Source organism: Nocardia sp. SSK8 (assembly GCF_037034205.1).
Classification (GTDB): Bacteria; Actinomycetota; Actinomycetes; order Mycobacteriales; family Mycobacteriaceae; genus Nocardia.
In genome coordinates, this window is record NZ_JBAGKD010000018.1 from 67026 (window position 1) to 86149 (window position 19124).

The 19124-nt window shown below is 69.1% G+C and carries 22 protein-coding genes; 9 read left to right on the plus strand and 13 right to left on the minus strand.

From position 1 onward, the window contains the following. Positions 1–50 precede the first annotated feature (50 nt). The 3 genes from WA675_RS25675 to WA675_RS25685 all read left to right on the plus strand — a co-directional run bounded on the left by WA675_RS25675 (position 51) and on the right by WA675_RS25685 (position 2387). Positions 51–1565, plus strand: coding sequence for an MFS transporter (locus WA675_RS25675; protein WP_336087805.1), 1515 nt, complete (start codon positions 51–53; stop codon positions 1563–1565). A 71-nt stretch (positions 1566–1636) separates the two neighbouring features. Next, positions 1637–2068, plus strand: coding sequence for an SRPBCC domain-containing protein (locus WA675_RS25680; protein ID WP_336087806.1), 432 nt, complete (start codon positions 1637–1639; stop codon positions 2066–2068). Continuing rightward, positions 2058–2387 (plus strand): ArsR/SmtB family transcription factor, encoded by a 330-nt coding sequence (locus WA675_RS25685; RefSeq protein ID WP_336087807.1) that lies wholly within the window; start codon positions 2058–2060, stop codon positions 2385–2387. Before WA675_RS25680 ends, WA675_RS25685 begins: the two co-directional genes overlap by 11 nt. A 56-nt stretch (positions 2388–2443) precedes the next feature. On the opposite strand, the gene WA675_RS25690 is transcribed toward WA675_RS25685, so the two are convergent. Continuing rightward, the gene (locus WA675_RS25690) at positions 2444–3238 is read right to left on the minus strand and encodes a thioesterase family protein (protein ID WP_336087808.1); all 795 of its coding nucleotides are present in this window, start codon (positions 3236–3238) and stop codon (positions 2444–2446) included. A gap of 38 nt (positions 3239–3276) precedes the next feature. Then, positions 3277–3489 carry a hypothetical protein gene (locus WA675_RS25695; RefSeq protein ID WP_336087809.1) on the minus strand — a complete coding sequence of 71 codons (213 nt, stop codon included), beginning with the start codon at positions 3487–3489 and terminating at the stop codon, positions 3277–3279. A 94-nt stretch (positions 3490–3583) separates the two neighbouring features. Between WA675_RS25695 and WA675_RS25700 the strand changes: the two genes are divergently transcribed. Next, positions 3584–3994, plus strand: a complete 411-nt coding sequence (locus tag WA675_RS25700; protein WP_336087811.1) for a hypothetical protein — start codon at positions 3584–3586, stop codon at positions 3992–3994. Positions 3995–3998: 4 nt separating this feature from the next. Here the strand turns inward: WA675_RS25700 and WA675_RS25705 are convergent, their stop codons facing one another. The 9 genes from WA675_RS25705 to WA675_RS25745 all read right to left on the minus strand — a co-directional run bounded on the left by WA675_RS25705 (position 3999) and on the right by WA675_RS25745 (position 14108). After that, a complete protein-coding gene (locus tag WA675_RS25705; protein WP_336087812.1) occupies positions 3999–4487 on the minus strand; it encodes a hypothetical protein in 489 nt (162 codons plus the stop codon). 180 nt (positions 4488–4667) lie between these two features. Next, a complete protein-coding gene (thiC, locus tag WA675_RS25710) occupies positions 4668–6287 on the minus strand; it encodes a phosphomethylpyrimidine synthase ThiC (protein WP_336087814.1) in 1620 nt (539 codons plus the stop codon). 200 nt (positions 6288–6487) lie between these two features. Beyond that, positions 6488–8752, minus strand: a complete 2265-nt coding sequence (locus tag WA675_RS25715) for an MMPL family transporter (protein WP_336087815.1) — start codon at positions 8750–8752, stop codon at positions 6488–6490. A gap of 127 nt (positions 8753–8879) precedes the next feature. Continuing rightward, positions 8880–9059: a hypothetical protein gene (locus tag WA675_RS25720; RefSeq protein WP_336087817.1), complete on the minus strand. Its 180-nt coding sequence runs from the start codon at positions 9057–9059 to the stop codon at positions 8880–8882. 53 nt (positions 9060–9112) lie between these two features. Next, a complete protein-coding gene (gene fahA / locus WA675_RS25725) occupies positions 9113–10300 on the minus strand; it encodes a fumarylacetoacetase (protein WP_336087818.1) in 1188 nt (395 codons plus the stop codon). Next, on the minus strand, positions 10297–11499 hold the full coding sequence (locus WA675_RS25730) for a homogentisate 1,2-dioxygenase (RefSeq protein ID WP_336087819.1): 1203 nt from the start codon (positions 11497–11499) through the stop codon (positions 10297–10299). Before WA675_RS25730 ends, fahA begins: the two co-directional genes overlap by 4 nt. Before the next feature lie 98 nt (positions 11500–11597). Then, positions 11598–12413 (minus strand): exodeoxyribonuclease III, encoded by an 816-nt coding sequence (locus WA675_RS25735; protein WP_336087820.1) that lies wholly within the window; start codon positions 12411–12413, stop codon positions 11598–11600. Between the two features lie 42 nt (positions 12414–12455). Beyond that, the gene (locus tag WA675_RS25740) at positions 12456–13379 is read right to left on the minus strand and encodes an N-acetylglutamate synthase, CG3035 family (RefSeq protein ID WP_336087843.1); all 924 of its coding nucleotides are present in this window, start codon (positions 13377–13379) and stop codon (positions 12456–12458) included. A 138-nt stretch (positions 13380–13517) separates the two neighbouring features. Beyond that, the gene (locus WA675_RS25745; RefSeq protein ID WP_336087821.1) at positions 13518–14108 is read right to left on the minus strand and encodes a peptide deformylase; all 591 of its coding nucleotides are present in this window, start codon (positions 14106–14108) and stop codon (positions 13518–13520) included. A 180-nt stretch (positions 14109–14288) separates the two neighbouring features. On the opposite strand from WA675_RS25745, the gene WA675_RS25750 reads away from it, so the two are divergent. The 5 genes from WA675_RS25750 to WA675_RS25770 all read left to right on the plus strand — a co-directional run bounded on the left by WA675_RS25750 (position 14289) and on the right by WA675_RS25770 (position 18521). Further along, positions 14289–14591: a DUF3263 domain-containing protein gene (locus WA675_RS25750; RefSeq protein WP_336087822.1), complete on the plus strand. Its 303-nt coding sequence runs from the start codon at positions 14289–14291 to the stop codon at positions 14589–14591. Between the two features lie 42 nt (positions 14592–14633). After that, positions 14634–15197: a LytR C-terminal domain-containing protein gene (locus WA675_RS25755; RefSeq protein ID WP_336087823.1), complete on the plus strand. Its 564-nt coding sequence runs from the start codon at positions 14634–14636 to the stop codon at positions 15195–15197. 90 nt (positions 15198–15287) lie between these two features. Beyond that, entirely contained in the window at positions 15288–15974 is a 687-nt protein-coding gene (gene sodC, locus WA675_RS25760; protein ID WP_336087825.1) for a superoxide dismutase[Cu-Zn], read from the plus strand. Between the two features lie 10 nt (positions 15975–15984). Further along, positions 15985–17127: a glutamate--cysteine ligase gene (locus WA675_RS25765; protein WP_336087827.1), complete on the plus strand. Its 1143-nt coding sequence runs from the start codon at positions 15985–15987 to the stop codon at positions 17125–17127. Between the two features lie 50 nt (positions 17128–17177). Continuing rightward, positions 17178–18521, plus strand: coding sequence for a phosphatase PAP2 family protein (locus tag WA675_RS25770; protein ID WP_336087828.1), 1344 nt, complete (start codon positions 17178–17180; stop codon positions 18519–18521). On the opposite strand, the gene mnhG is transcribed toward WA675_RS25770, so the two are convergent. Next, entirely contained in the window at positions 18518–18865 is a 348-nt protein-coding gene (gene mnhG, locus WA675_RS25775) for a monovalent cation/H(+) antiporter subunit G (protein WP_336087829.1), read from the minus strand. The genes WA675_RS25770 and mnhG overlap by 4 nt on opposite strands. Further along, positions 18862–19122, minus strand: a complete 261-nt coding sequence (locus WA675_RS25780) for a monovalent cation/H+ antiporter complex subunit F (protein ID WP_336087830.1) — start codon at positions 19120–19122, stop codon at positions 18862–18864. The genes mnhG and WA675_RS25780 overlap by 4 nt, the downstream gene beginning before the upstream one ends. Between the last annotated feature and the right edge of the window lie 2 nt (positions 19123–19124).

Below are 19124 nucleotides of genomic sequence, written 5' to 3' on the forward strand. Positions count from 1 at the left end.
GTCGGTAGTTTGGCCGTGACGGGTAGGTGGCGACGGCGCGAGGTGGAGTGGTGGTCGAGGCGCGGGAGTACGGGGCGATGCGGTGGGTGATGCTCGGTGTGCTGTGCGCCAGCCTGTTGCTGGTGGCCATGGACGCCACGATTCTCAATGTCGCGCTGCCGTCCCTGATCGACGACCTCCAGGTCGGTGCGCTCGAACAGCTGTGGATCATCGATATCTACGGCCTCGTCCTCGGTGGCCTGCTCATCACCACCGGCGCGGTCGGCGACCGGATCGGCCGGAAGCTGTTGTTTCTCAGCGGTTTCGTGCTCTTCGGCATCGCCTCGGTGATCGCCGCGACCGCGGGCAGCGCGGCCCAGCTCATCGGCGGCCGGGTGCTGCTGGGGATCGGTGGCGCCATGGTGATGCCCTCGACGCTGTCGCTGATCCGCAATATCTTCACCGACGTCCGCGAGCGCACCATGGCCATCGGCATCTGGGCCGCGGTCGCTGGGGTCGGGGCCACGGTCGGGCCGATCATCGGCGGGTTCCTGGTCGAGCACTTCGGGTGGGCCTCGGCGTTCTGGCTGAATGTGCCGGTCGTACTGGTGACGGTGCTGGTCGGGCTGTGGGTGCTGCCGGAGTACCGGGCGCCACAGGCGGGTGGGCTGGACTGGTTCGCCGCGGTGCTCTCGATCGCGGGCGTGATCTGCCTGGCCTGGGGCGTCAAGCATCTGGCCAAAGGCGAAGCGAGCGAGGTGGATTGGACGATCCTGCTGGTCGGGATCGTGGCGATGGCGTGGTTCGTCCGGCGCCAGCTCACCGCCACCGATCCGCTGCTGGATGTGCGGCTGTTCCGCAACGGCGCCTTCACCGCGGCCGCCGTCGCGACCCTGCTGGCCATGATGGCCATCGGCGCGTCCATGTTCCTGATCTCGCTGTGGCTGCAATACGTCCACGGGTACAGCCCGTCGCAGGCCGGTATCCGAATGCTGCCCGCCGCCCTCACCCTGCTCACCGCCTCGCTGCTCACCCCGTTCCTCATGGAGAAACTCGGCGTGCGAACCGTGCTCGGGGTGGGGCTCGGCGCGGTGGCGCTCGGGTTCGCGCTGCTCGCGGTGAGCCCGGAGCCGACGGCGTATCCGGTGATCGCGCTGGTTCTGGTGTCGTTCGGGCTCGGTGACGGGATGGCGGTGACCGCGGCGGCGGCCGTGCTGGTCGGTGCCGTGCCCGCTGATCGCGCGGGGCAGGCCGGGGCCGTGGAGGAGACGAACTACGAGGTCGGGGTGGGTTTCGGTGTCGCCCTGCTCGGTAGCCTGCATGCCCGCATGTTCAGTCAGCACATGACGAACCTGCCCGTCCCGCCCGAGCGGCTCGACCAGGCCGCGGGGTCGGTCGGCGGCGCCGCCGAAGTCGCCGACGACCTCCCCGAACCGGCCCGCACCGAGCTCCTGCACGCCGCCGAACACGCCTTCGACGCCGCCCTCACGACCACCGCTGCGCTCTCCGCCGTCGTCATCGCGGTGGTCGCGGTCGGCACCGTGCTGCTGGTTCCGCGCGGGTTCCGCGTCACCGGCGGACACTGACCCCCTTGTGGCAACCTGCGGGTTGCTATACATTGGATGGCAACCCATTGGTTGCGATAAAGGAGAGTGTCATGGGATTCCCTGATCAGATCGTGCGCACCGTCGAACTCGCCCACCCGCCCGGGAAGGTCTGGACGGCGATCACCACCGCCGAAGGGCTCGGGAGCTGGTTCGGCAATACCGCCGAGATCGACCTGCGCCCGGGTGGCGCGGCGCGGATGACGTGGACCGAAGGACGCGTGGCGAACATGCGGGTGGAACGGGTCGAGGAACCCTCGGTCTTCGGCTTCACCTGGCACATCTACGGCCTGCCCGACGAGGACCCGCGCCGCACCTATGTCGAGTTCACGCTCGAGCCGGACGGCGCGGGGACGCGGTTGACGGTGGTCGAGAGCGGATTCGCGCAATTGCCCGACGAGGCGTTCCAGGCGGCCTTCGGCGGGAACACCGACGGCTGGAAGAGTGAGCTCGGTGAGTTGGTCGAATACCTCGATGCGGCCTGAATCGGAGGCCACCGCCGAGCGGGTCTTCGTCGCGCTGGCCGATCCGAGCAGACGCGCGGTGCTGGCCGCGCTCGCCGCCGACGGACCGGCCACCGCGACCGACCTGGCCGATCGCCTGCCCATCACCCGGCAGGCGATCGCCAAACACCTCGCGCTGCTGGCCGACGCGGGACTGGTGATCGCGGAACCGGGGGAACGCCGCCGGGTGCGCTACCGCCTCGACTCGGCGCCGATGCGGGTGGCCCAGCAGTTTCTCGCCGCACTGGCGCGAGACTGGGACGGACCGCTCGACGCGCTGCGCAGGCATCTGGATGGCTGAGTCGGATGGACGAATCGAAGAGTGATGCGGGTCCGACCTGGTAGCGGGCGCGCTGACTACCCGCGCGGGGCGATGAGCAGTGTCTGGGTGCTACGCCCGATTGGCCCCGTTTCGTCGAACAGTGCCGATTCGGCCAGGCCGATGCCGTGCGGCTGCGGATGGGTCACCGCGTCCAGGCACACCCATTCGCCGACCGGATGCCGGTGCAGGCTCACGGTCAGATCGGTATTGATGAACAGATATTTCGACCAATCCAGCACCGAACTCACGCCATTGCCGGAATCGGCGGCCGCGAGGGTGCGTTCCAGCGGGCTCGGGGTGGTGCCCGCGACGATCGGATACTTCAACCTGATCCAGCAGACAGCCGGACCGGGCTCGGCGAAAGTGCCTGTGGTGAAACGATATTCGATGCCGGTGTGGAAGCCGATCGGCTGATCCGACGGGAACATCTCCGGCTCGGTCTGCGCGGGGAGGGTTCGGGAACCGCTGGGCAGGAATTCCATCGGCAGATCGAGTGGCGCGTCGGCGAGCTTGAGCCGCCACGCGGTGGCCCGCATGACCGGCCCCCGCTCGGTGGACAGCGTGGCCTCGATCAGCTCCACACTGCGCCCCGACCGCACGACTTCCGCCCGCGCGGTCAGCGGCGCCAGCGGCACCGGCCCGAGAATCTCCACCGCCACCCGGCCCACCTGGAACCCCTCGCGCGGCGCGCACCGCTCGATCACATGCCCGAGCAGCGCCGACGGCGGCCCGGCATGCTGCGCGTCGGGCGACCACGGCCCCCGCGTGAGCTCGGTCGACTCGAACCGGCCCGGCTCGGCCGGATCGGGAAGATAGAAGGCATCGGCCATACCGCCGACGCTACCCGAGCCCCGCGGGCCGCCGCGTCCTACTGCCCGCCGCCGGAGGAACCACTCAGCAGCGCGGTCCACAGATCCAGCAGCGGCCGGATCGGGCAGGGGTTGATATCGGTGGAGGTGCACCCCAACGACGACGAGCCACTGTCGGCCACCGGCAGCGGCGCGGCGGCCTGGGCGGTGCCGAGCGGGGCGGCGATGGACACAGCGGCAGCCGCGACGGCACCGGCTACGATTCGTTTCATACGAGCGGACATGCCCGCACTCTACTGATCTGCTGGGGAAGCGAAAGCCCCGGAAATCAGGGGAGCTGATGCCGAAGTTCAGAGAGGACGCGCGATGTCGTGGCGCGACACCACCCCGCGGCCGGTGCAGGATGACGTGGACAATCTGCTCGATTCCGCCCTGACGCTGGCGGAAGGCCATCTCCGGGACAACGGCACATTCTTCCCCTTCGGACTGGCCGTCGATCGGTCGGGTTCGGTGCAGGTCGTCGATGTCGACGCCCCGGACGCACCGCGAGCCAAGACGATGCTCTTCGCCGCACTGTCCCAGCTGCGAAGCGATCTGCGGGCTGCTGCGGTGATTACCGACGTGGCGCTGCCCGAGACCGCATCCAGTGGTATCGAAATCCACCTCGAGCATGCCCACGGCATCGCTATCGGCGTGCTGGAGCCCTATAACCTCGCCGCGGGACAACTCGAGACCGAGCCGTTGGAAGGGCATACCGCGGTCCGCGCGGTGTGGTGAGGCGTCAGCTCTGGTCGTGATCGAGGATGTCTGGCGTGCGCCGCTTTCCGGAGTCGCCGAGAATTGATTCCTTCTTCTTCATCGGATCGACGCCAGCACGCACCTCCGCCTTTTCTCCCTCGAGCTTGTTGCGTCGAGTCGTGCCCGAACTCGCCGGAGGTGGTGGCGTCTTCAGTTGCTTGTCGAGGACGGGCTGGAATTTCGACGTCATCACGAACCTGACGGTCCCGGAGGCAGCGGTGAAGGTACTCGAACTGAGTGTTTCAGCTTGGGTCAAGGCTTGCATCGCCGTCGTAATACGGTCGCGAACAATATCGATTTCTGCATCGGCGATCTTCTTCGCCGCCGATGTCACTCTTCCGCCGCTGATCAGCGCAGCCAGTACGTCGGCACCGATGGCGCCGGAAAGGAGGTTGAGCTGGGTCTCGGAGTACTGTTGAACGTCTTTCAGCGTCGCCGCGTATCCGCTGGCCGCACCGGAGATGTTGCGCATGGCATCGCTCAGTGTGTCGAAAGCATCGACGACGGAATGGTGGGCATCCCGGATGTCGGGTAGCTCTTTCGCTTTCCGCGCACTGGGTTCGAGCGCGGATGTTGCGCCGATGGAGTCGTGGCGACAGGCCCGACCTCGGTCGGAGCCCCGGCTTCGCCGCGGAAGCCGGGGCGGTGGGGATCAGACGACCGGGAGGTAGACCTTGTTGCCCTGGTCGGCGAATTCGGCGGACTTCTCGGCCATGCCCGCTTCGATGGCGGCGACGTCGGTGAGGCCCTGCTTCTCGGCGTATTCGCGGACGTCGGCGGAGATGCGCATGGAGCAGAACTTGGGGCCGCACATGGAGCAGAAGTGGGCGGTTTTCGCGGGTTCGGCGGGGAGGGTCTCGTCGTGGTATTCGCGGGCGGTGTCCGGGTCGAGGGAGAGGGCGAACTGGTCGTGCCAGCGGAATTCGAAACGGGCCTTGGACAATTCGTTGTCGCGGTCCTGGGCGTGCGGGTGGCCCTTGGCGAGGTCGGCGGCGTGGGCGGCGATCTTGTAGGTGATCACGCCGACCTTGACGTCGTCGCGGTTGGGCAGGCCCAGGTGCTCCTTGGGGGTGACGTAGCAGAGCATGGCGGTCCCGGCCTGGGCGATGATCGCGGCGCCGATGGCCGAGGTGATGTGGTCGTAGGCGGGGGCGATATCGGTGGCCAGCGGGCCGAGGGTGTAGAAGGGGGCCTCTTCGCAGAGTTCCTCTTCGAGCCGCACGTTCTCGACGATCTTGTGCATCGGCACGTGGCCGGGGCCCTCGATCATCACCTGCACGCCATAGGATTTCGCGATCTTGGTGAGCTCGCCCAGGGTGCGCAGCTCGGCGAACTGGGCCTCGTCGTTGGCGTCGGCGATGGAGCCGGGACGCAGGCCGTCGCCGAGGGAGAACGTCACGTCGTACTTCGCGAGAATCTCGCAGAGTTCGCGGAAGTGCGTGTACAGGAACGATTCCTGGTGGTGGGCCAGACACCACGCGGCCATGATGGAACCGCCGCGCGAGACGATACCGGTGACGCGCTTGGCGGTGAGCGGGATGTAGCGCAGCAGCACGCCCGCGTGCACGGTCATGTAGTCCACGCCCTGCTCGCACTGCTCGATCACGGTGTCGCGGTACATCTCCCAGGTGAGTTTGGTGGGATCACCGTTCACCTTCTCCAGTGCCTGGTAGATCGGCACGGTGCCGATCGGCACGGGGGAGTTGCGCAGGATCCACTCGCGGGTCTCGTGGATGTTCTTGCCGGTGGACAGGTCCATGATGGTGTCGGCGCCCCAGCGCGAGGCCCACACCATCTTCTCCACCTCCTCGGCGATCGAGGACGACACCGCCGAGTTGCCGATATTGGCGTTGATCTTGACCAGGAACTTCTTGCCGATGATGGTCGGCTCCAGCTCCGGGTGCTTGTGGTTGGCCGGGATCACCGCGCGACCGGCGGCGACCTCCTCGCGCACCAGCTCCGGCGAGACGCCCTCGCGCGCGGCGATGAAGCGCATCTCCGGGGTGACGATGCCCTGGCGCGCCCAGGCCAGCTGGGTGGGCGGGCCGTCGACGGTGGGCTTGTCCCATTCGTCGCGCAGTTTCGGCAGTCCGGCCTCGAGATCGATCACCGCGTTCTCGTCGGTGTATGGGCCGGAGGTGTCGAAGACGTCGAAGGTGCTTCCGTTGGTCAGATTGATCCGGCGCACCGGAATGCGCAGGCCGTCGACCTCTTTGTAGTGCTTGACGCTGCCCTCGATCGGGCCGGTGGTGACAGATGTGGCTGTGCCCATGGTGGTTCCTCCCTACGCCGGCATTACCCGGTCAGGTTCATACGGTCGACAGCCCTGAACGCCCGAAAATGGGCTAGCCGTCCTCTCAGCCCGCTGGTGCGAGCCCCCGTTGGCGTGTGTGAAATTTTCCCCGCCGACCATACCCGGACGCGCTCGCGGCCCGCCCGGCGATGGACCGGACGGGCCGCGAGACGGATCTGCTAGACCGAGGCCTTGTCGAGCTGCGGGGCCGCGGGCCGGGACGGCGGCGCGGGCTCCTCGCTCTCGTCCAAGCCGAACCGGTTGTGCAGCTTGACCAGCGGTTTCGGTGCCCACCAGTTCCAGCGGCCCATCATCCGCATGAGCGCCGGTGCCAGCAGCCCACGGATGACGGTCGCGTCGCTGATCACCGCCAGCGCGCAGCCCAGACCGAACAGCTTCATCATCGACACCCCGGAGCTGGCCACCCCCAGGAACACGATGCTCATCAGCAGCGCGGCGGCGGTGAAGATGCGGCCGGTACGGGCCACGCCCATGGCGACGGCCTCGGTATTGCCCGCGGTGGTCTTGGGTCCGGCCAGCCACTCCTCGCGAATGCGGGAGAGCAGGAATACCTCGTAGTCCATCGAGGCGCCGAACGCGAGGCTGAACATCAGGATCGGCATGGCCAGGTTGAGGGTGCCGGTGGCGGTGAAACCGAGCAGCCCGGCCAGGTTGCCCTCCTGGAAGATCCACACCATCGCGCCGAAGGTGGCCGCCAGCGAGAGCATGTTCAGCGCCAGCGCCTTCACCGGCAGCACCACACTGCCGGTGAACAGGAACAGCAGGATCAGTGTGGTGATCGCGATCAGCGCGCCCGCCAGCGGCAGCTTGCCGGTGATCGCGGTGACGGAGTCCTGGTTGAGCGCGGCCGGGCCGGTGATCAGGACCTCCGACGGCGCCTCGACGGCGCGCAGCGCGTCGATCTGGGCGGCGCCCGCGTCGGAGTACGGGTCGAGCCGGGTGCCCACCGACAGGTAGGCACCCGCCTGTGGGTCCGACATCTCGGGTATGCCCGCGGCGATGCGCAGGCCGTTGCGGTAGACGGCCGCGCTGCTGAGCACGGCGGGCACATCGGGCACCTTGGACAGTTCGCGGGCGTAGGCGTCCAGGTCGGCCGGGGCGCCGCGGAACTCCGGCAGCACCACGGTGGCGCTCGAGGCCAGGTCGGCGTCGAACTCGGTGCGCAGGATGTCGCCGACCTGACGGCTGGCCACCTCGGCGGGAAGCGCGCGGTCGTCGGGGTAGCCGAACTGCACGCCCAGGAACGGCGAGCCGAGCAGCAGCAGGAAGGCGGTCGTGGCCAGCGCGATCGGCAGCGGCCGCTTCATCACCGCCACCACCAGGCGGTACCAGAAGGTCTGCTGCGGCGCCTTCTCCACGCGCGGCGGGCGCCGGAACACCTTGCGCAGCGGGCCGCGCAGGTCACCGGCATTGATCCGGTCGCCGACCAGGATGAGCAGGGCGGGCAGCACGATCACGGCCGCCGCGGTGGCCGCGGCGACCACGGCGATGCCCGCGTAGGCGAAGGACTTGAAGAAGTACTGCGGGAACACCAGCAGCGCCGACAGCGACAGCGCCACCACCAGCGCCGAGTACACCACCGTGCGGCCCGCGGTCTGGATGGACCGGATGACCGCCGCGGTCGGGGTGGCCCCGGCCGTGAGCTCCTCGCGATACCGGCTGACGATGAACAGGCTGTAGTCGATGGCCAGCGCCAGGCCCAGCGCGGTGGTCATGTTCAGCGCGAAGATCGACACATCGGTGAGCGAGGTGAGCACCCGCAGAATGCCCAGCGCCGCCGCGATGGCGAACAGGCCGATCGCCACCGGCAGCGCGGCCGCGACCACACTGCCGAACACCAGCGCCAGCAGCAGGCCGGTCACCGGGATGGCGATCGCCTCGGCGATGATCAGGTCCTTGCTGATCTGGGTGTTGATATCGGCGAAGGTGGCGCCCAGGCCACCGGCGCGAATGGTGACCGGGCCGTCGATCTGGATTTCCTCGCTGAGCTTGCTCGCGCGTTCAGGCAGCTCGGCGTCATCGCCCTCGATGCTGGCCAGGATCAGCGCGCGCTGCCCATCGGTGCTGCGCAGCGCCTGACGCAGGTCGGGACGCGCATCCCAGTAGGACTGCACGCCGCTGACCTCGTCGGGATGGGCCTTCAGCTTCGCGATCGCGGTCTCGGCGGCGGCCTTCGCCGCGGGCGAGTCCGGGCCGTCCTCGGCGGTGACCGTGAGGACGAAGTTCGGCTCGCTGCCGGGGAAGTGCTCGCTCAGGTACAGGCTCGCCTGCACCGATTCGAGATCGTCGGTGACGAATCCGCCCGATTTCATATGCGAATGCACCGTGGCGCCGATCGCGCCACACAACACCATCAGCAGCAACGCCACCGCGACCACCAACCGTGGTCGGCCAACGGCGGCGCGGGCGATTCTCGTCAACATCGTCGGGCTCTCTCTCGGTGAACGTCGACCGTCACCGTAGCCCGCACCGAAATACTTCCGATACCACCTCGGGGCGGAGGTGAACGGAGTACTATCTCCGCCCCTGGGTGGATGCCGGGCTGTTCTCCTACCCCGCCGATCCGGTGAAGACCTGCTCGAGGAACGCCAGGAAGGTCCCGGCGCCTTCGGACGAGCTGGGCGAACACGGCACCGGGTGCGGACCGCACGCGGCCGAGGCGGGCGCGGCCAGCGGGAGCTGGACGAGGGCGACGGCGAGACCGCCGAGCAGGGCGACACGGAGTTTCATGTCGTCAATATAGGAGGCCACCCGAGGCCCGGGCAGACGTGATTTCTCGGGGGCTAGGGTTCGTGGGCAGCGAGAACAGTGCCCCGGACCTCGCCGAGGCCGATCGGCCTGCTCGCCGTGCCGGGGGCGGTGGCGGTGATGGTGACCTCGTCGCCGTCGGCGAGGAAGGTGCGCTCGGCACCGCCGACGATGACGGGTTCGGTACCACCCCAAGACAATTCGATGAACGAGCCGCGCTGGCCGGGTTCCGGTCCGGAGATAGTGCCTGAGGCGTAGAGGTCGCCGGGGCGGATCGAGGCGCCGTTGGCGGTGAGGTGGGCCAGCATCTGCGCCGGGGACCAGTACATGCGCGAATACGGTGGGCGCGAGACGGTGTCGCCGTTCCAGGTGACGGTCAGCGCGATATCCAATCCGGTGTCATCGGTGCCGCGCAGGTAGGGGAGCGGCTTCGGGACCTGGGGAGGTAGTGGCACGCGCGCCCGGGTGAGTGCGGCCAGCGGGGTGATCCACGCCGAGAGCGAGGTCGCGAAGGACTTGCCGAGGAACGGTCCGAGTGGCTGGTACTCCCAGGCCTGGATATCGCGGGCGGACCAGTCGTTGACCAGGGCGACGCCGAACACGTGGTCGGCGAATTCGTCGACGGGGACCGGCTCGCCACGCCGCGAGGCCGTCCCGACGACGAAACCCAGCTCGGCTTCGATATCGAGCCGCCGCGACGGCCCGAATTCCGGTGTGCCGGAATCGGTGCGGTGTTGCCCGCACGGCCGGACCACCGGCGTTCCCGAGACGACGACGGTGCCTGCCCGGCCGTGATAGCCCACGGGCAGATGACGCCAATTCGGCAGCAGCGGTTCGGCATCCGGCCGGAACAATCGGCCGAGATTGGTGGCATGGTCGATGCTGGCGTAGAAATCGACATAGTCGCCGATCCGCACCGGAAGGGTCATGCGGATCGCCTCGACGGCGTGGACAGCGTCGGCGGGCAGGGGCGATTCCGCGAGCTCGCGCAGTTTCTCGCGGACCACCCGCCGGGCCGCCGGGCCTTGGGCGAGAAAGGAATTCAGGTCCGGACGGGCGAAAACGGGGTCATCGAGCAGCGCGGGCAGATCGAGGACCGAGTCACCCAGCCGGACTCCGGCCCGGAATTCGCCACCGGGTGGCGCGAAGACGCCGTAGGGCATGTTCTCCGGGCCGAACAGGGAGTCGTCGGGAACATCGACCCGCACCGTCGCCCCACTCACCGGCGGGCCTCGGGACCACGCCCCGACCAGGTCCAGGCATAGTCCGGATCTTCGCAGGCCAGAGCGCCTTCGCCGAGCTGGAGCGGCCGGAAGGTATCCACCATCACCGCCAGTTCATCGAAGAACTCCGCGCCGATACTGCGCTCGTAGGCACCCGGTTGCGGCCCGTGCGCGTAGCCGCCCGGATGCACCGACACCGAACCCCGGGTGATCCCGGAACCCTTGCGCGCCGCGTAATCACCGCCGCAATAGAACATGATCTCGTCGGAATCCACATTGGAGTGGTAGTACGGCACCGGAATCGACAGCGGGTGATAGTCGACCTTGCGCGGAACGAAATTGCACACCACGAAATTGCTGCCCTCGAAGGCCTGATGCGCGGGTGGCGGTTGGTGCACCCGGCCGGTGATCGGCTCGAAATCGGCGATATCGAAGCGGAAGGGATACAGGCAGCCGTCCCAGCCGACCACATCGAACGGATGCGTCGCGTAGACCATCCGGGTACCCACGATCTCGGCGCCCGGCCGATGCTTCACCAGCACCTCGACTTCGGTGCCCTCGGCGAGCAACGGCTCGGTGGGCCCGTGCAGATCGCGTTCGCAGTACGGCGAATTCTCCAGCAGCTGACCGAATTTCGAGAGATAGCGCTTGGGTGGGGTGAGGTGGCTGGACGCCTCGATCACGTAGGCGCGCAACGGTTCCTCGCCGACGGGCAGCCAGCGATGCGTCGTCGCCCTCGGCATGATCACCTGATCGCCCTGGCTGACCGACAGCGCGCCGAACACGCTTTCCACCACCGCCGCACCGGATTCCACGTACACCAGCTCGTCGCCGATCGCATCGCGGTACAGCGGAGACGCGCCCTTGGCGACCACATAGGAGATCCGCACATCGGCATTGCCCAGCAGCAGCCTGCGCCCGGTCACCGGGTCGGTGGTGGCGGGGGTGTCGCCGGGAAACAGCTCCGGCAGCCGCAGATGGCGGTGGTGCAGGGGGTGATTCGGGGTGAGGGTCTGGTCGGGCAGCTCCCAGACCGTCGCGTCGACGATCGCGGGCGGCAGGCCACGGTGATAGAGCAGGGAGGAGTCGCCGGAGAAGCCCTCCTCGCCCATCAGCTCCTCGTAGTAGAGGTGGCCGCGATCATCGCGATGCTGCGTGTGCCGTTTCGGTGGCACCGCTCCCACGCGCCGATAGAACATAGAGCACACCTCCCGCTATGCCGCAGGCCGGATGGTCCTGCCACCACGGTACCGCCGCGCGGGGGTCGTCAGCCGAGAACCCGCGGCGCCAGCCGCCATTACACAGAGAACTCCGCGATGACCGGGGCGTGGTCGCTGGCGCCCTTGCCCTTGCGTTCCTCCCGGTCGACGTGGGCGTCGGTGACGGTGTCGGCCAGGGCGGGGGAGGCCAGCACGAAGTCGATGCGCATGCCCTCCTTGCGGGGGAAACGCAGCTGGGTGTAGTCCCAGTAGGTGTAGACGCCGGGGCCGGGGGCGAACGGGCGCATGACATCGCGGTAGCCGGTGTCGAGCATGGCCTGGAAGGCGGCGCGCTCCGGGGCGGAGGTGTGGGTCTTGCCCTCGAACAGGGCGGGAGACCACACGTCGTCGTCGGTGGGGGCGATATTCCAGTCGCCGACCAGGGCGATCTTGGCGGCCGGGTCCTGGGTCAGCCAGCCGTTCGCCTGGTCGCGCAGGGTCGAGAGCCAGTCCAGTTTGTAGGCGTAGTGCGGGTCGTCGAGGGCGCGGCCGTTGGGCACGTACAGGCTCCACACCCGCACCCCGCCGCAGGTCGCGCCGATCGCCCTGGACTCGACCACCGGCGAGTCGATCAGCGAGTCACCGGCGTTCTTGTCGAAACCGGGCTGGTGCGGAAAGGCCGTCTCGACATCGGTGAGCCCGACCCGCGAGACGATCGCGACCCCGTTCCACTGATTGATTCCGACATGCGCGACCTCGTAGCCCGCGGCGTCGAACTGCTCGAAGGGGAACTGGTCGTCGCGGCACTTGGTCTCCTGGATCGCCAGCACGTCGATGTCGTGCCGATCGAGGAAGGCCGTCACCCGGTCGACGCGGGAGCGGATCGAGTTGACGTTCCAGGTGGCCAGACGCATGGTCAGGTCCTTTCGGGGTGCTGAGAACCGCGGCGCCAGCCGCTATCGAACACTGGGCGCGGCGTAGCGGTAGGTGTGGTGGTCCAGGAAGCCGAGGTCGCGGTAGAGCGCGAGACCGGCGGCATTGCCGACCTCCACCTGCACGTAGGCGTGGGTGGCGCCGTGTTCGGCGCCCCAGCGGATGAGCTCGGCGCACAGCAGCGCGCCCAGGCCGTTGCGCCGGTGCGCGGCGGCCACCGCGACGCAGGTGAGGCCGACCCAGCGGCGGCCGTCGGGGGCGACGGTCACCGCGCCGCGGCCGATGGCGAGGGGTTCGGGCAGGCCGAGGGCGGCGAAGCCGAGCACGCCGTCCTGCACGGCGGTGAGCACGTCGACATCCGGCACCCGGACGGTGGGGTCGACCGGGATCTCGCCGTGGTAGCGGTGGGTGGCGAGCCAGCCCTCGTCGGGGGTGGGCGCGACGCGGACCATCGACGGGCCTTGCGGCAGCACGAAATTCGCGATGTCGAGACCGAGGACGACGGTCTCGCTCCAGGTGTTCCAGCCCGGCGGGACCGGCGCGAGCCGATCCGGCAGCTGGAGCAGCAGTGGCAGGCCCTGCTCGGTGTACCAGTCGGCGATCTTGTGCATGGTGTCGATCGAGAGCACCGCGGGTATCCCCGAATCGCCCAGCGGCACCGCCGAATTCGCCCTGCCGCTGTAGCCGTTGCCCGCGCGCGCCAGCCAGCCGTCGATCCACCGGTGCGTGGCACCCGGCCAGGCCAGGGCGGCCGCCGACTCCAGGTAGCGGATCTCCTTGGTGCGAATCGGCCTGGGGCCCAGCGCTTTCAGCGCCACCACCCGATCCGCCGCGACCGACACCAGTTCACCCTCGGCGGTGCGCACCGAGGGCGGCTCCAGCGAGACCAGCTCGCCGATCACATCGGTGAGCGGCTGGGGATAGCCCTCGGGGAGCTGGTACCGCATGACGACGCGGCGGCCCAAAGGGATCACAGTTCTCGGCCGCCTCGATCTGGACTGACCAGAGGGTGCGACGAAGGAGTGCCCGGCGGGAGGGAAGATCGAGGGAACAGGCCGAGAACCCGCGGCGCCAGCCGCCATGACTCAGTCGTCATGGCCGAAAGGGTCGGGGACCGTACCGGGGATCCAGCTCAGACCCGGTGTGCCCCAGCCATTGCGCTTGATCGCCTTCTTGGCGGCGCGGGCGTTGCGGCCGATCAGCACGTCGACGTAGAGGAAGCCGTCGAGGTGGCCCACCTCGTGCTGGAGCATGCGGGCGAAGAAGCCGGTGCCCTCCAGCTCGACCGGGTCGCCGTTCTCGTCGGTGCCGGTGACCTTGGCCCAGTCCGCGCGACCGGTCGGGAACTGCTCGCCGGGGACCGACAGACAGCCTTCCTCGTCGTCGTCGGGGTCGGGCATGGTCTCCGGGATCGCGGAGGTCTCCAGGATCGGGTTCACCACCACGCCCTTGCGGCGGAACTGCTTGCCCGCGGCGTCGACATCGGGGCAGTCGTAGACGAACAGCCGCTTGCCGACACCGACCTGGTTGGCCGCGAGGCCGACACCCTTGGACTCGGCGAGCGTGTCGTACATGTCCGCGATCAGCGGGGCCAGCTCCGCGGGCGTCTCCGTCACCTTCGCCGTGGGGTTGTGGAGGACGGGGTCACCGACGATCACGATCGGGAGAATTGCCATGTCGGCCATTATCGCCGCTTCCGCGCGCGTGCGAGCGGCGACCCCTGTGGCAGCCGACACCCTGCTGGCCGCTGGTCAACACGCCGGGGCATCGGGCGGACGATCCGGTGGGGGCGTGGTTGAATGATCCGCGACGTGCAAGCGTCATTTTCATCTCGTGATACTCGGCGAGGGAGCAAGATGGACGGCGCAGCGGCTCGCGATATCGAGGAATCGGCGGTCGACGACGAGACCGGCCTGAGTCGCCGTGAGCTCGACATACTCGACTTCGAGCGCAAATGGTGGAAGTACGCGGGGGCCAAGGAAGACGCGATCCGCGAACTGTTCGCCATGTCGGCCACCCGGTACTACCAGGTGCTCAACGCGGTCGTCGACAAGGACGAAGCGCTGGCGGCCGACCCGATGCTGGTCAAGCGCCTGCGCAGGCTGCGGGCGAGCAGGCAGAAAGCGCGCGCCGCGCGCCGACTCGGCTTCCAGGTCTGACATGACAGCCACACACACCACGATGCGACTAGGGTTGCGCGGGTGAGCAACCCGAATCCCACCCCCGGCGGCCCACCGCTGCGCGCGCTGGCGATGGTGTTGATCGCGCTGGCCATCGTCTTCGCCGGCCTGGGTGCGATGTCGCTGTCGAACTCCGATGCCGACGCCACCGACGCGGCCGAGCAGACCGAGACCACCACCACGACCAGCGTGGTCACGCAGGCGCCGGTGACCACCGCCCCCGCCGTGACCACCAGCGCCGAGGCGGAGCCGACGACGACCACCGTCGCGCCGACCACCACCACGACCACCACGACCGCCCCGGCGAGCGGGGTGGACCAGAGCGTTCCCGTGCGGGTGCTGAACAACAGCCTGGTCGCGGGCCTGGCCGCGCGCACCGCGAGTGACCTGACCTCGGCGGGCTGGAGCAATGTCAGCACCGGCAACTACAGCGGCGCGAATCTGACCACCACCACCGTGTTCTACGGCGGCGGCGCGGGCGACAAGGCCGCGGCCACCGAGATCGCGCAGGAGATCGGCGGCACGGTGGCACCCAAGGAAGGCGACACCACCCCGGGTGTCGTGGTCGTGCTGACCGGAAGCTGAACGCGGCCCGGCACGCGGTGCCGGGTGCCGTCCCGGCGCTGTGGCATCATCTTGAGCGGTACAGCCCTGTCCACGAAGGAGAGTTTCCCGATGGCCACGTCGACCACTCGTCGCCCGTCCTGGCGCACTGTGACCCCGGTTCTCGCGGTCGCCGTGTTCGGGCTCGCTGCCTGCTCCAACAGCCAGGAGTCGACCGACGTCAAGGGGACCACCCCGCCCGTGTGGACCAGCTCGCCCGCCCCCGCGGGCAGCGAGGGCGGTCACGGCGGCGAGCACGCCGCGCCGACCGCCGACGGTGGGCGGCCCGGCGACAACCACGCCGCCGGTACGCTGCAGACCGAGCTGAAGGACGGCGCGGGCGCCTCGGTGGGCACCGCGACCATCGTCTCCGAGGGCGGCCACCTGGTCGTTACCGTCGAGGCGCACGGGCTGCAGCCCGGCTTCCACGGCCTGCACTTCCACCAGACCGGCAAGTGCGAGGGCGATTTCGCTTCCGCCGGTGGTCATCTGCAGGTCGGCGCCCCCAACGCGCACCCGTCCAGCGGCGACCTCGCCTCGCTGCAGGTGCTCGGCGACGGCACCGCCAAGCTGGTCACCCAGACCGACGCGGTCACCCTGGACCAGGTCAAGGGCAAGGCGCTGATCGTGCACTCGGGTGCCGACAACTTCGGCAACATCCCGCCGCGCTACACCCGCGAGGGTGGCACCGGGCCGGACGAGACCACGCTGTCGACCGGTGACGCGGGCTCCCGCGTCGCCTGCGGCGTCGTCGGTTAGCGAGACGCGCATGGCCGGGGCGGTCCCAGCGGTGGCGTTTCACGGTTCGCCCCGGCCCACGATCGGGATCGAATGGGAGATCGCGCTCGTCGACAAGGTGACGCGCGATCTGTCCAACACCGCCTCGGCGGTCTTCGATGCCGTGGGTGATCGGCGGGCCCACGACGGGACCCCGCAGGTCACCAAGGAATTGCTGCGCAACACCGTCGAACTGGTGACCGGCGTGCACGACACGGTCGGCGGCGCGGTCGAGGACCTGCGCGGCACCATGGACGCGGTGCGCCGCGCGGCCGACCCGCTCGGCGTCGATCTGTTCTGCGCGGGCACCCACCCCTTCGCCCCCTGGTCCACCCAGCAGCTGACCCGCTCGCCGCACTACGACGAGCTGATCGAGCGCACCCAGTGGTGGGGCCGTCAGATGCTGATCTGGGGCGTGCACGTGCACGTGGGAGTCTCGCACCGGGACAAGGTCTTCCCGATCCTGAACTCGCTGCTGCTGTCGTATCCGCATCTGCTCGCGCTCTCGGCCTCCTCGCCGATGTGGTCCGGGGACGACACCGGCTATGCCAGCAATCGCGCGCTGATGTTCCAGCAGCTGCCCACCGCCGGGCTGCCCTTCCAGTTCGAGAACTGGGGGCAGTTCGAGGGTTTCGTGCACGACCAGCTCAAGACCGGGGTGTTCGAGCAGCTCGGCGGGATGCACTGGGACATCCGGCCCGCGCCCAAGTGGGGCACCATCGAGGTGCGGGTGTGCGACGGGCTGTCCAGCAGGGCCGAACTGGCCTCGGTGGCGGCGCTGATCCACTGTCTCATCGTCGATCTGGAGCGCAGGCTCGACGACGGTGCGGACCTGCCGACGCTGCCGCCCTGGCACGTGCAGGAGAACAAATGGCGCGCGGCGCGCTACGGGCTCGACGCCATCGTGATCGTCGACGACGCCAGCAATGAGCGCTTGGTCACAGACGATCTGATGGATCTGCTGACCCGGCTCGAGCCGACGGCCAAGCGGCTCGGCTGCGCCGACGAATTGGCCGCGGTGGCCGAGATTCCCCGGCACGGGGCCTCCTACCAGCGGCAACGTCAGGTGGCGGCGCGTTCGCAGGGCGATCTCGTCGCGGTCGTCGACGCGCTGGTTCGGGAGCTCGATCAGTAGCGTTCAGCTACGCATCCGGGTGGCGTTCACCGGTTGTTTACGATGTCTGGATGCTTGTCGAACATCCACGCGTCGTGGCGGGGGGTGGGGCCCTTGGCGCTCGCCTGCGCGAACCACGCACACTCGCGCTCGCCGCGGTGGGCGCGGTGCTCGCGCTGCTGATCGGACTCCAGGTCGCCGCGTGGGTCAACGGTTTCGACGGTCCGCTGGCCAGCCTGGCCCGCGACTACGTCGGCACGCCGAAATCGATGTCGGTGCCGTGGGCCGGTCTGGTGCTGGCGCTGGTCGGGGTGAACGCGCGCAGACGGGTACTGGCGGCGGCGGCCGCGATCGGGATCGACGCGGTGTGGGTGTCGTTGCGGCTGCTGGACGGTCAGCCCTTCGCCGTCGGCAACGGCCCGACCATCGTGCTGACCGCGCTCGCGGTGATCGCCGCGGTGCGCTGGCGGGGGCGGGAGCGAGCCGACGCGCTGAAGGCCGCGGCGCTGGGCGCGCTGCTGGTGCTGGCGACCAAGGTCGGCGATGTGTGGTTGCACGTGACCTCGGCGGTGCATCCGACGGTGCTCGACGAATACCTCGTGCTGGCCGATCACGCGCTCGGTGACCCGTCCTGGGTGCTCGGGCGGGTGCTCGACGTGCTCGGGCCCGAGGTGTACGCGGTGCTGCACTGGGTCTATATCGAGCTGCCGGTGGCGGCGATCGTGGTAGCGGTGTGGCAGCTGCGCCGGGTGGTGCCGACCGGGCACTGGCCGAGTCACTATCTGGTACGGACCTTCCTGGTACTCGGGCTGGTGGGGCCGCTGTTCTATGTGCTGTTCCCGGTGGTCGGGCCGATGTTCGCCTACGGGGCCGACGGCGGCGGATTCCAGGTGGGCAACTTCTGGCCCTCGATGGTGCCGCCGATCGATCACAGCCCGGCCGCGCTGCCCTTCGACGCGTTCACCCCGCGCAACTGCATGCCCTCGATGCACACCGCCTGGGCGCTGTCGCTGTTCATCCACACCCGTCGTGACGTCGACGGGACGCGCGCGCCCGCCTGGCTGCGCTGGGGTGGGGCGTTCTGGCTGGCCGCCACGGTGGCCGCGACGCTGGGCTTCGGCTACCACTACGGCGTGGACCTGGTGGCCGGTGCGGTGCTGTGCCTGACCGTGGAGTCGGCGCTGCGCGCGCCCGAGCGCGGCTGGGGACTGTTCCGGGTGCGGCTGGTGGCCTTCGGGGCGGCGGTGTTCGCGGGGCTGCTGCTGGCCTACCGGTACCTGGCGGTGCCGATGGCGGAGTATCCGGTGGCGGCGGGCGCGATCGTCATCGGGCTGCTGGCCGCGGTGGCGGTGGCCTTCCACGCGACCTGGTTCGCATCGGCGCCGGTGCGCGAGCCCGCGCCGGTGCCCGCCTAGTTCAGGCCGGGCCGGTCGGCCTCGTCACCTAGTTCGTTGATCCGTAAGAGGCCGTCGCGGTGCCGTTGTTCGCGGTAGGCGGTGCGGCCGATGAGGTGCGCGATGACGGGTGCGGTGATGATGGTGAACAGGCCGGTGAGGACCAGCATCCAGACGTTGAGGTCGTCGCGGATGTCGATGCCGGTGCCGATGAGGACCAGGATCAGGCCCACCACCTGGGGTTTGGTCGCGGCGTGCATGCGGGTGAGGGTGTCGGGAAAGCGCACGATGCCGATGGCCGCGGTGAAGGCGAACGCGCAGCCGGTGAGGATCAGGATCGCCGAGACCCACTCCCAGGCGCTCATCGGTCGTCCCGGACGCGGAAGCGCGAGACCGCGGCGGAGCCGAGGAAGCCGACCAGCGCGAGTGCCACGATGGCGGGGATGACGGTGGTGTCGTCGCTGTAGGCGGCCCAGACCGCCAGCCCGCAGGCGGCGATGGCCATCAGCGAGTCGATGCCCACCACCCGGTCCAGGGTGCTCGGCCCGGCCAGCACCCGGTAGCTGGTGATCACCGCGGCGGCGAGCAGCAGACTGCCTGCGAGAACGGCGACGACGGTCACGG

Bases quoted from the DNA above. Each gene is read 5' to 3' on its own strand.
- WA675_RS25680 (WP_336087806.1), top strand. From the start codon at position 1,637: ATGGGATTCCCTGATCAGATCGTGCGCACCGTCGAACTCGCCCACCCG.
- WA675_RS25685 (WP_336087807.1), top strand. From the start codon at position 2,058: ATGCGGCCTGAATCGGAGGCCACCGCCGAGCGGGTCTTCGTCGCGCTG.
- WA675_RS25690 (WP_336087808.1), bottom strand. From the start codon at position 3,238: ATGGCCGATGCCTTCTATCTTCCCGATCCGGCCGAGCCGGGCCGGTTC.
- WA675_RS25695 (WP_336087809.1), bottom strand. From the start codon at position 3,489: ATGAAACGAATCGTAGCCGGTGCCGTCGCGGCTGCCGCTGTGTCCATC.
- WA675_RS25700 (WP_336087811.1), top strand. From the start codon at position 3,584: ATGTCGTGGCGCGACACCACCCCGCGGCCGGTGCAGGATGACGTGGAC.
- WA675_RS25705 (WP_336087812.1), bottom strand. From the start codon at position 4,487: ATGCGCAACATCTCCGGTGCGGCCAGCGGATACGCGGCGACGCTGAAA.
- thiC (WP_336087814.1), bottom strand. From the start codon at position 6,287: ATGGGCACAGCCACATCTGTCACCACCGGCCCGATCGAGGGCAGCGTC.
- WA675_RS25715 (WP_336087815.1), bottom strand. From the start codon at position 8,752: ATGTTGACGAGAATCGCCCGCGCCGCCGTTGGCCGACCACGGTTGGTG.
- WA675_RS25720 (WP_336087817.1), bottom strand. From the start codon at position 9,059: ATGAAACTCCGTGTCGCCCTGCTCGGCGGTCTCGCCGTCGCCCTCGTC.
- WA675_RS25730 (WP_336087819.1), bottom strand. From the start codon at position 11,499: ATGTTCTATCGGCGCGTGGGAGCGGTGCCACCGAAACGGCACACGCAG.
- WA675_RS25735 (WP_336087820.1), bottom strand. From the start codon at position 12,413: ATGCGTCTGGCCACCTGGAACGTCAACTCGATCCGCTCCCGCGTCGAC.
- WA675_RS25740 (WP_336087843.1), bottom strand. From the start codon at position 13,379: ATGCGGTACCAGCTCCCCGAGGGCTATCCCCAGCCGCTCACCGATGTG.
- WA675_RS25745 (WP_336087821.1), bottom strand. From the start codon at position 14,108: ATGGCAATTCTCCCGATCGTGATCGTCGGTGACCCCGTCCTCCACAAC.
- WA675_RS25750 (WP_336087822.1), top strand. From the start codon at position 14,289: ATGGACGGCGCAGCGGCTCGCGATATCGAGGAATCGGCGGTCGACGAC.
- sodC (WP_336087825.1), top strand. From the start codon at position 15,288: ATGGCCACGTCGACCACTCGTCGCCCGTCCTGGCGCACTGTGACCCCG.
- WA675_RS25765 (WP_336087827.1), top strand. From the start codon at position 15,985: ATGGCCGGGGCGGTCCCAGCGGTGGCGTTTCACGGTTCGCCCCGGCCC.
- WA675_RS25770 (WP_336087828.1), top strand. From the start codon at position 17,178: ATGCTTGTCGAACATCCACGCGTCGTGGCGGGGGGTGGGGCCCTTGGC.
- mnhG (WP_336087829.1), bottom strand. From the start codon at position 18,865: ATGAGCGCCTGGGAGTGGGTCTCGGCGATCCTGATCCTCACCGGCTGC.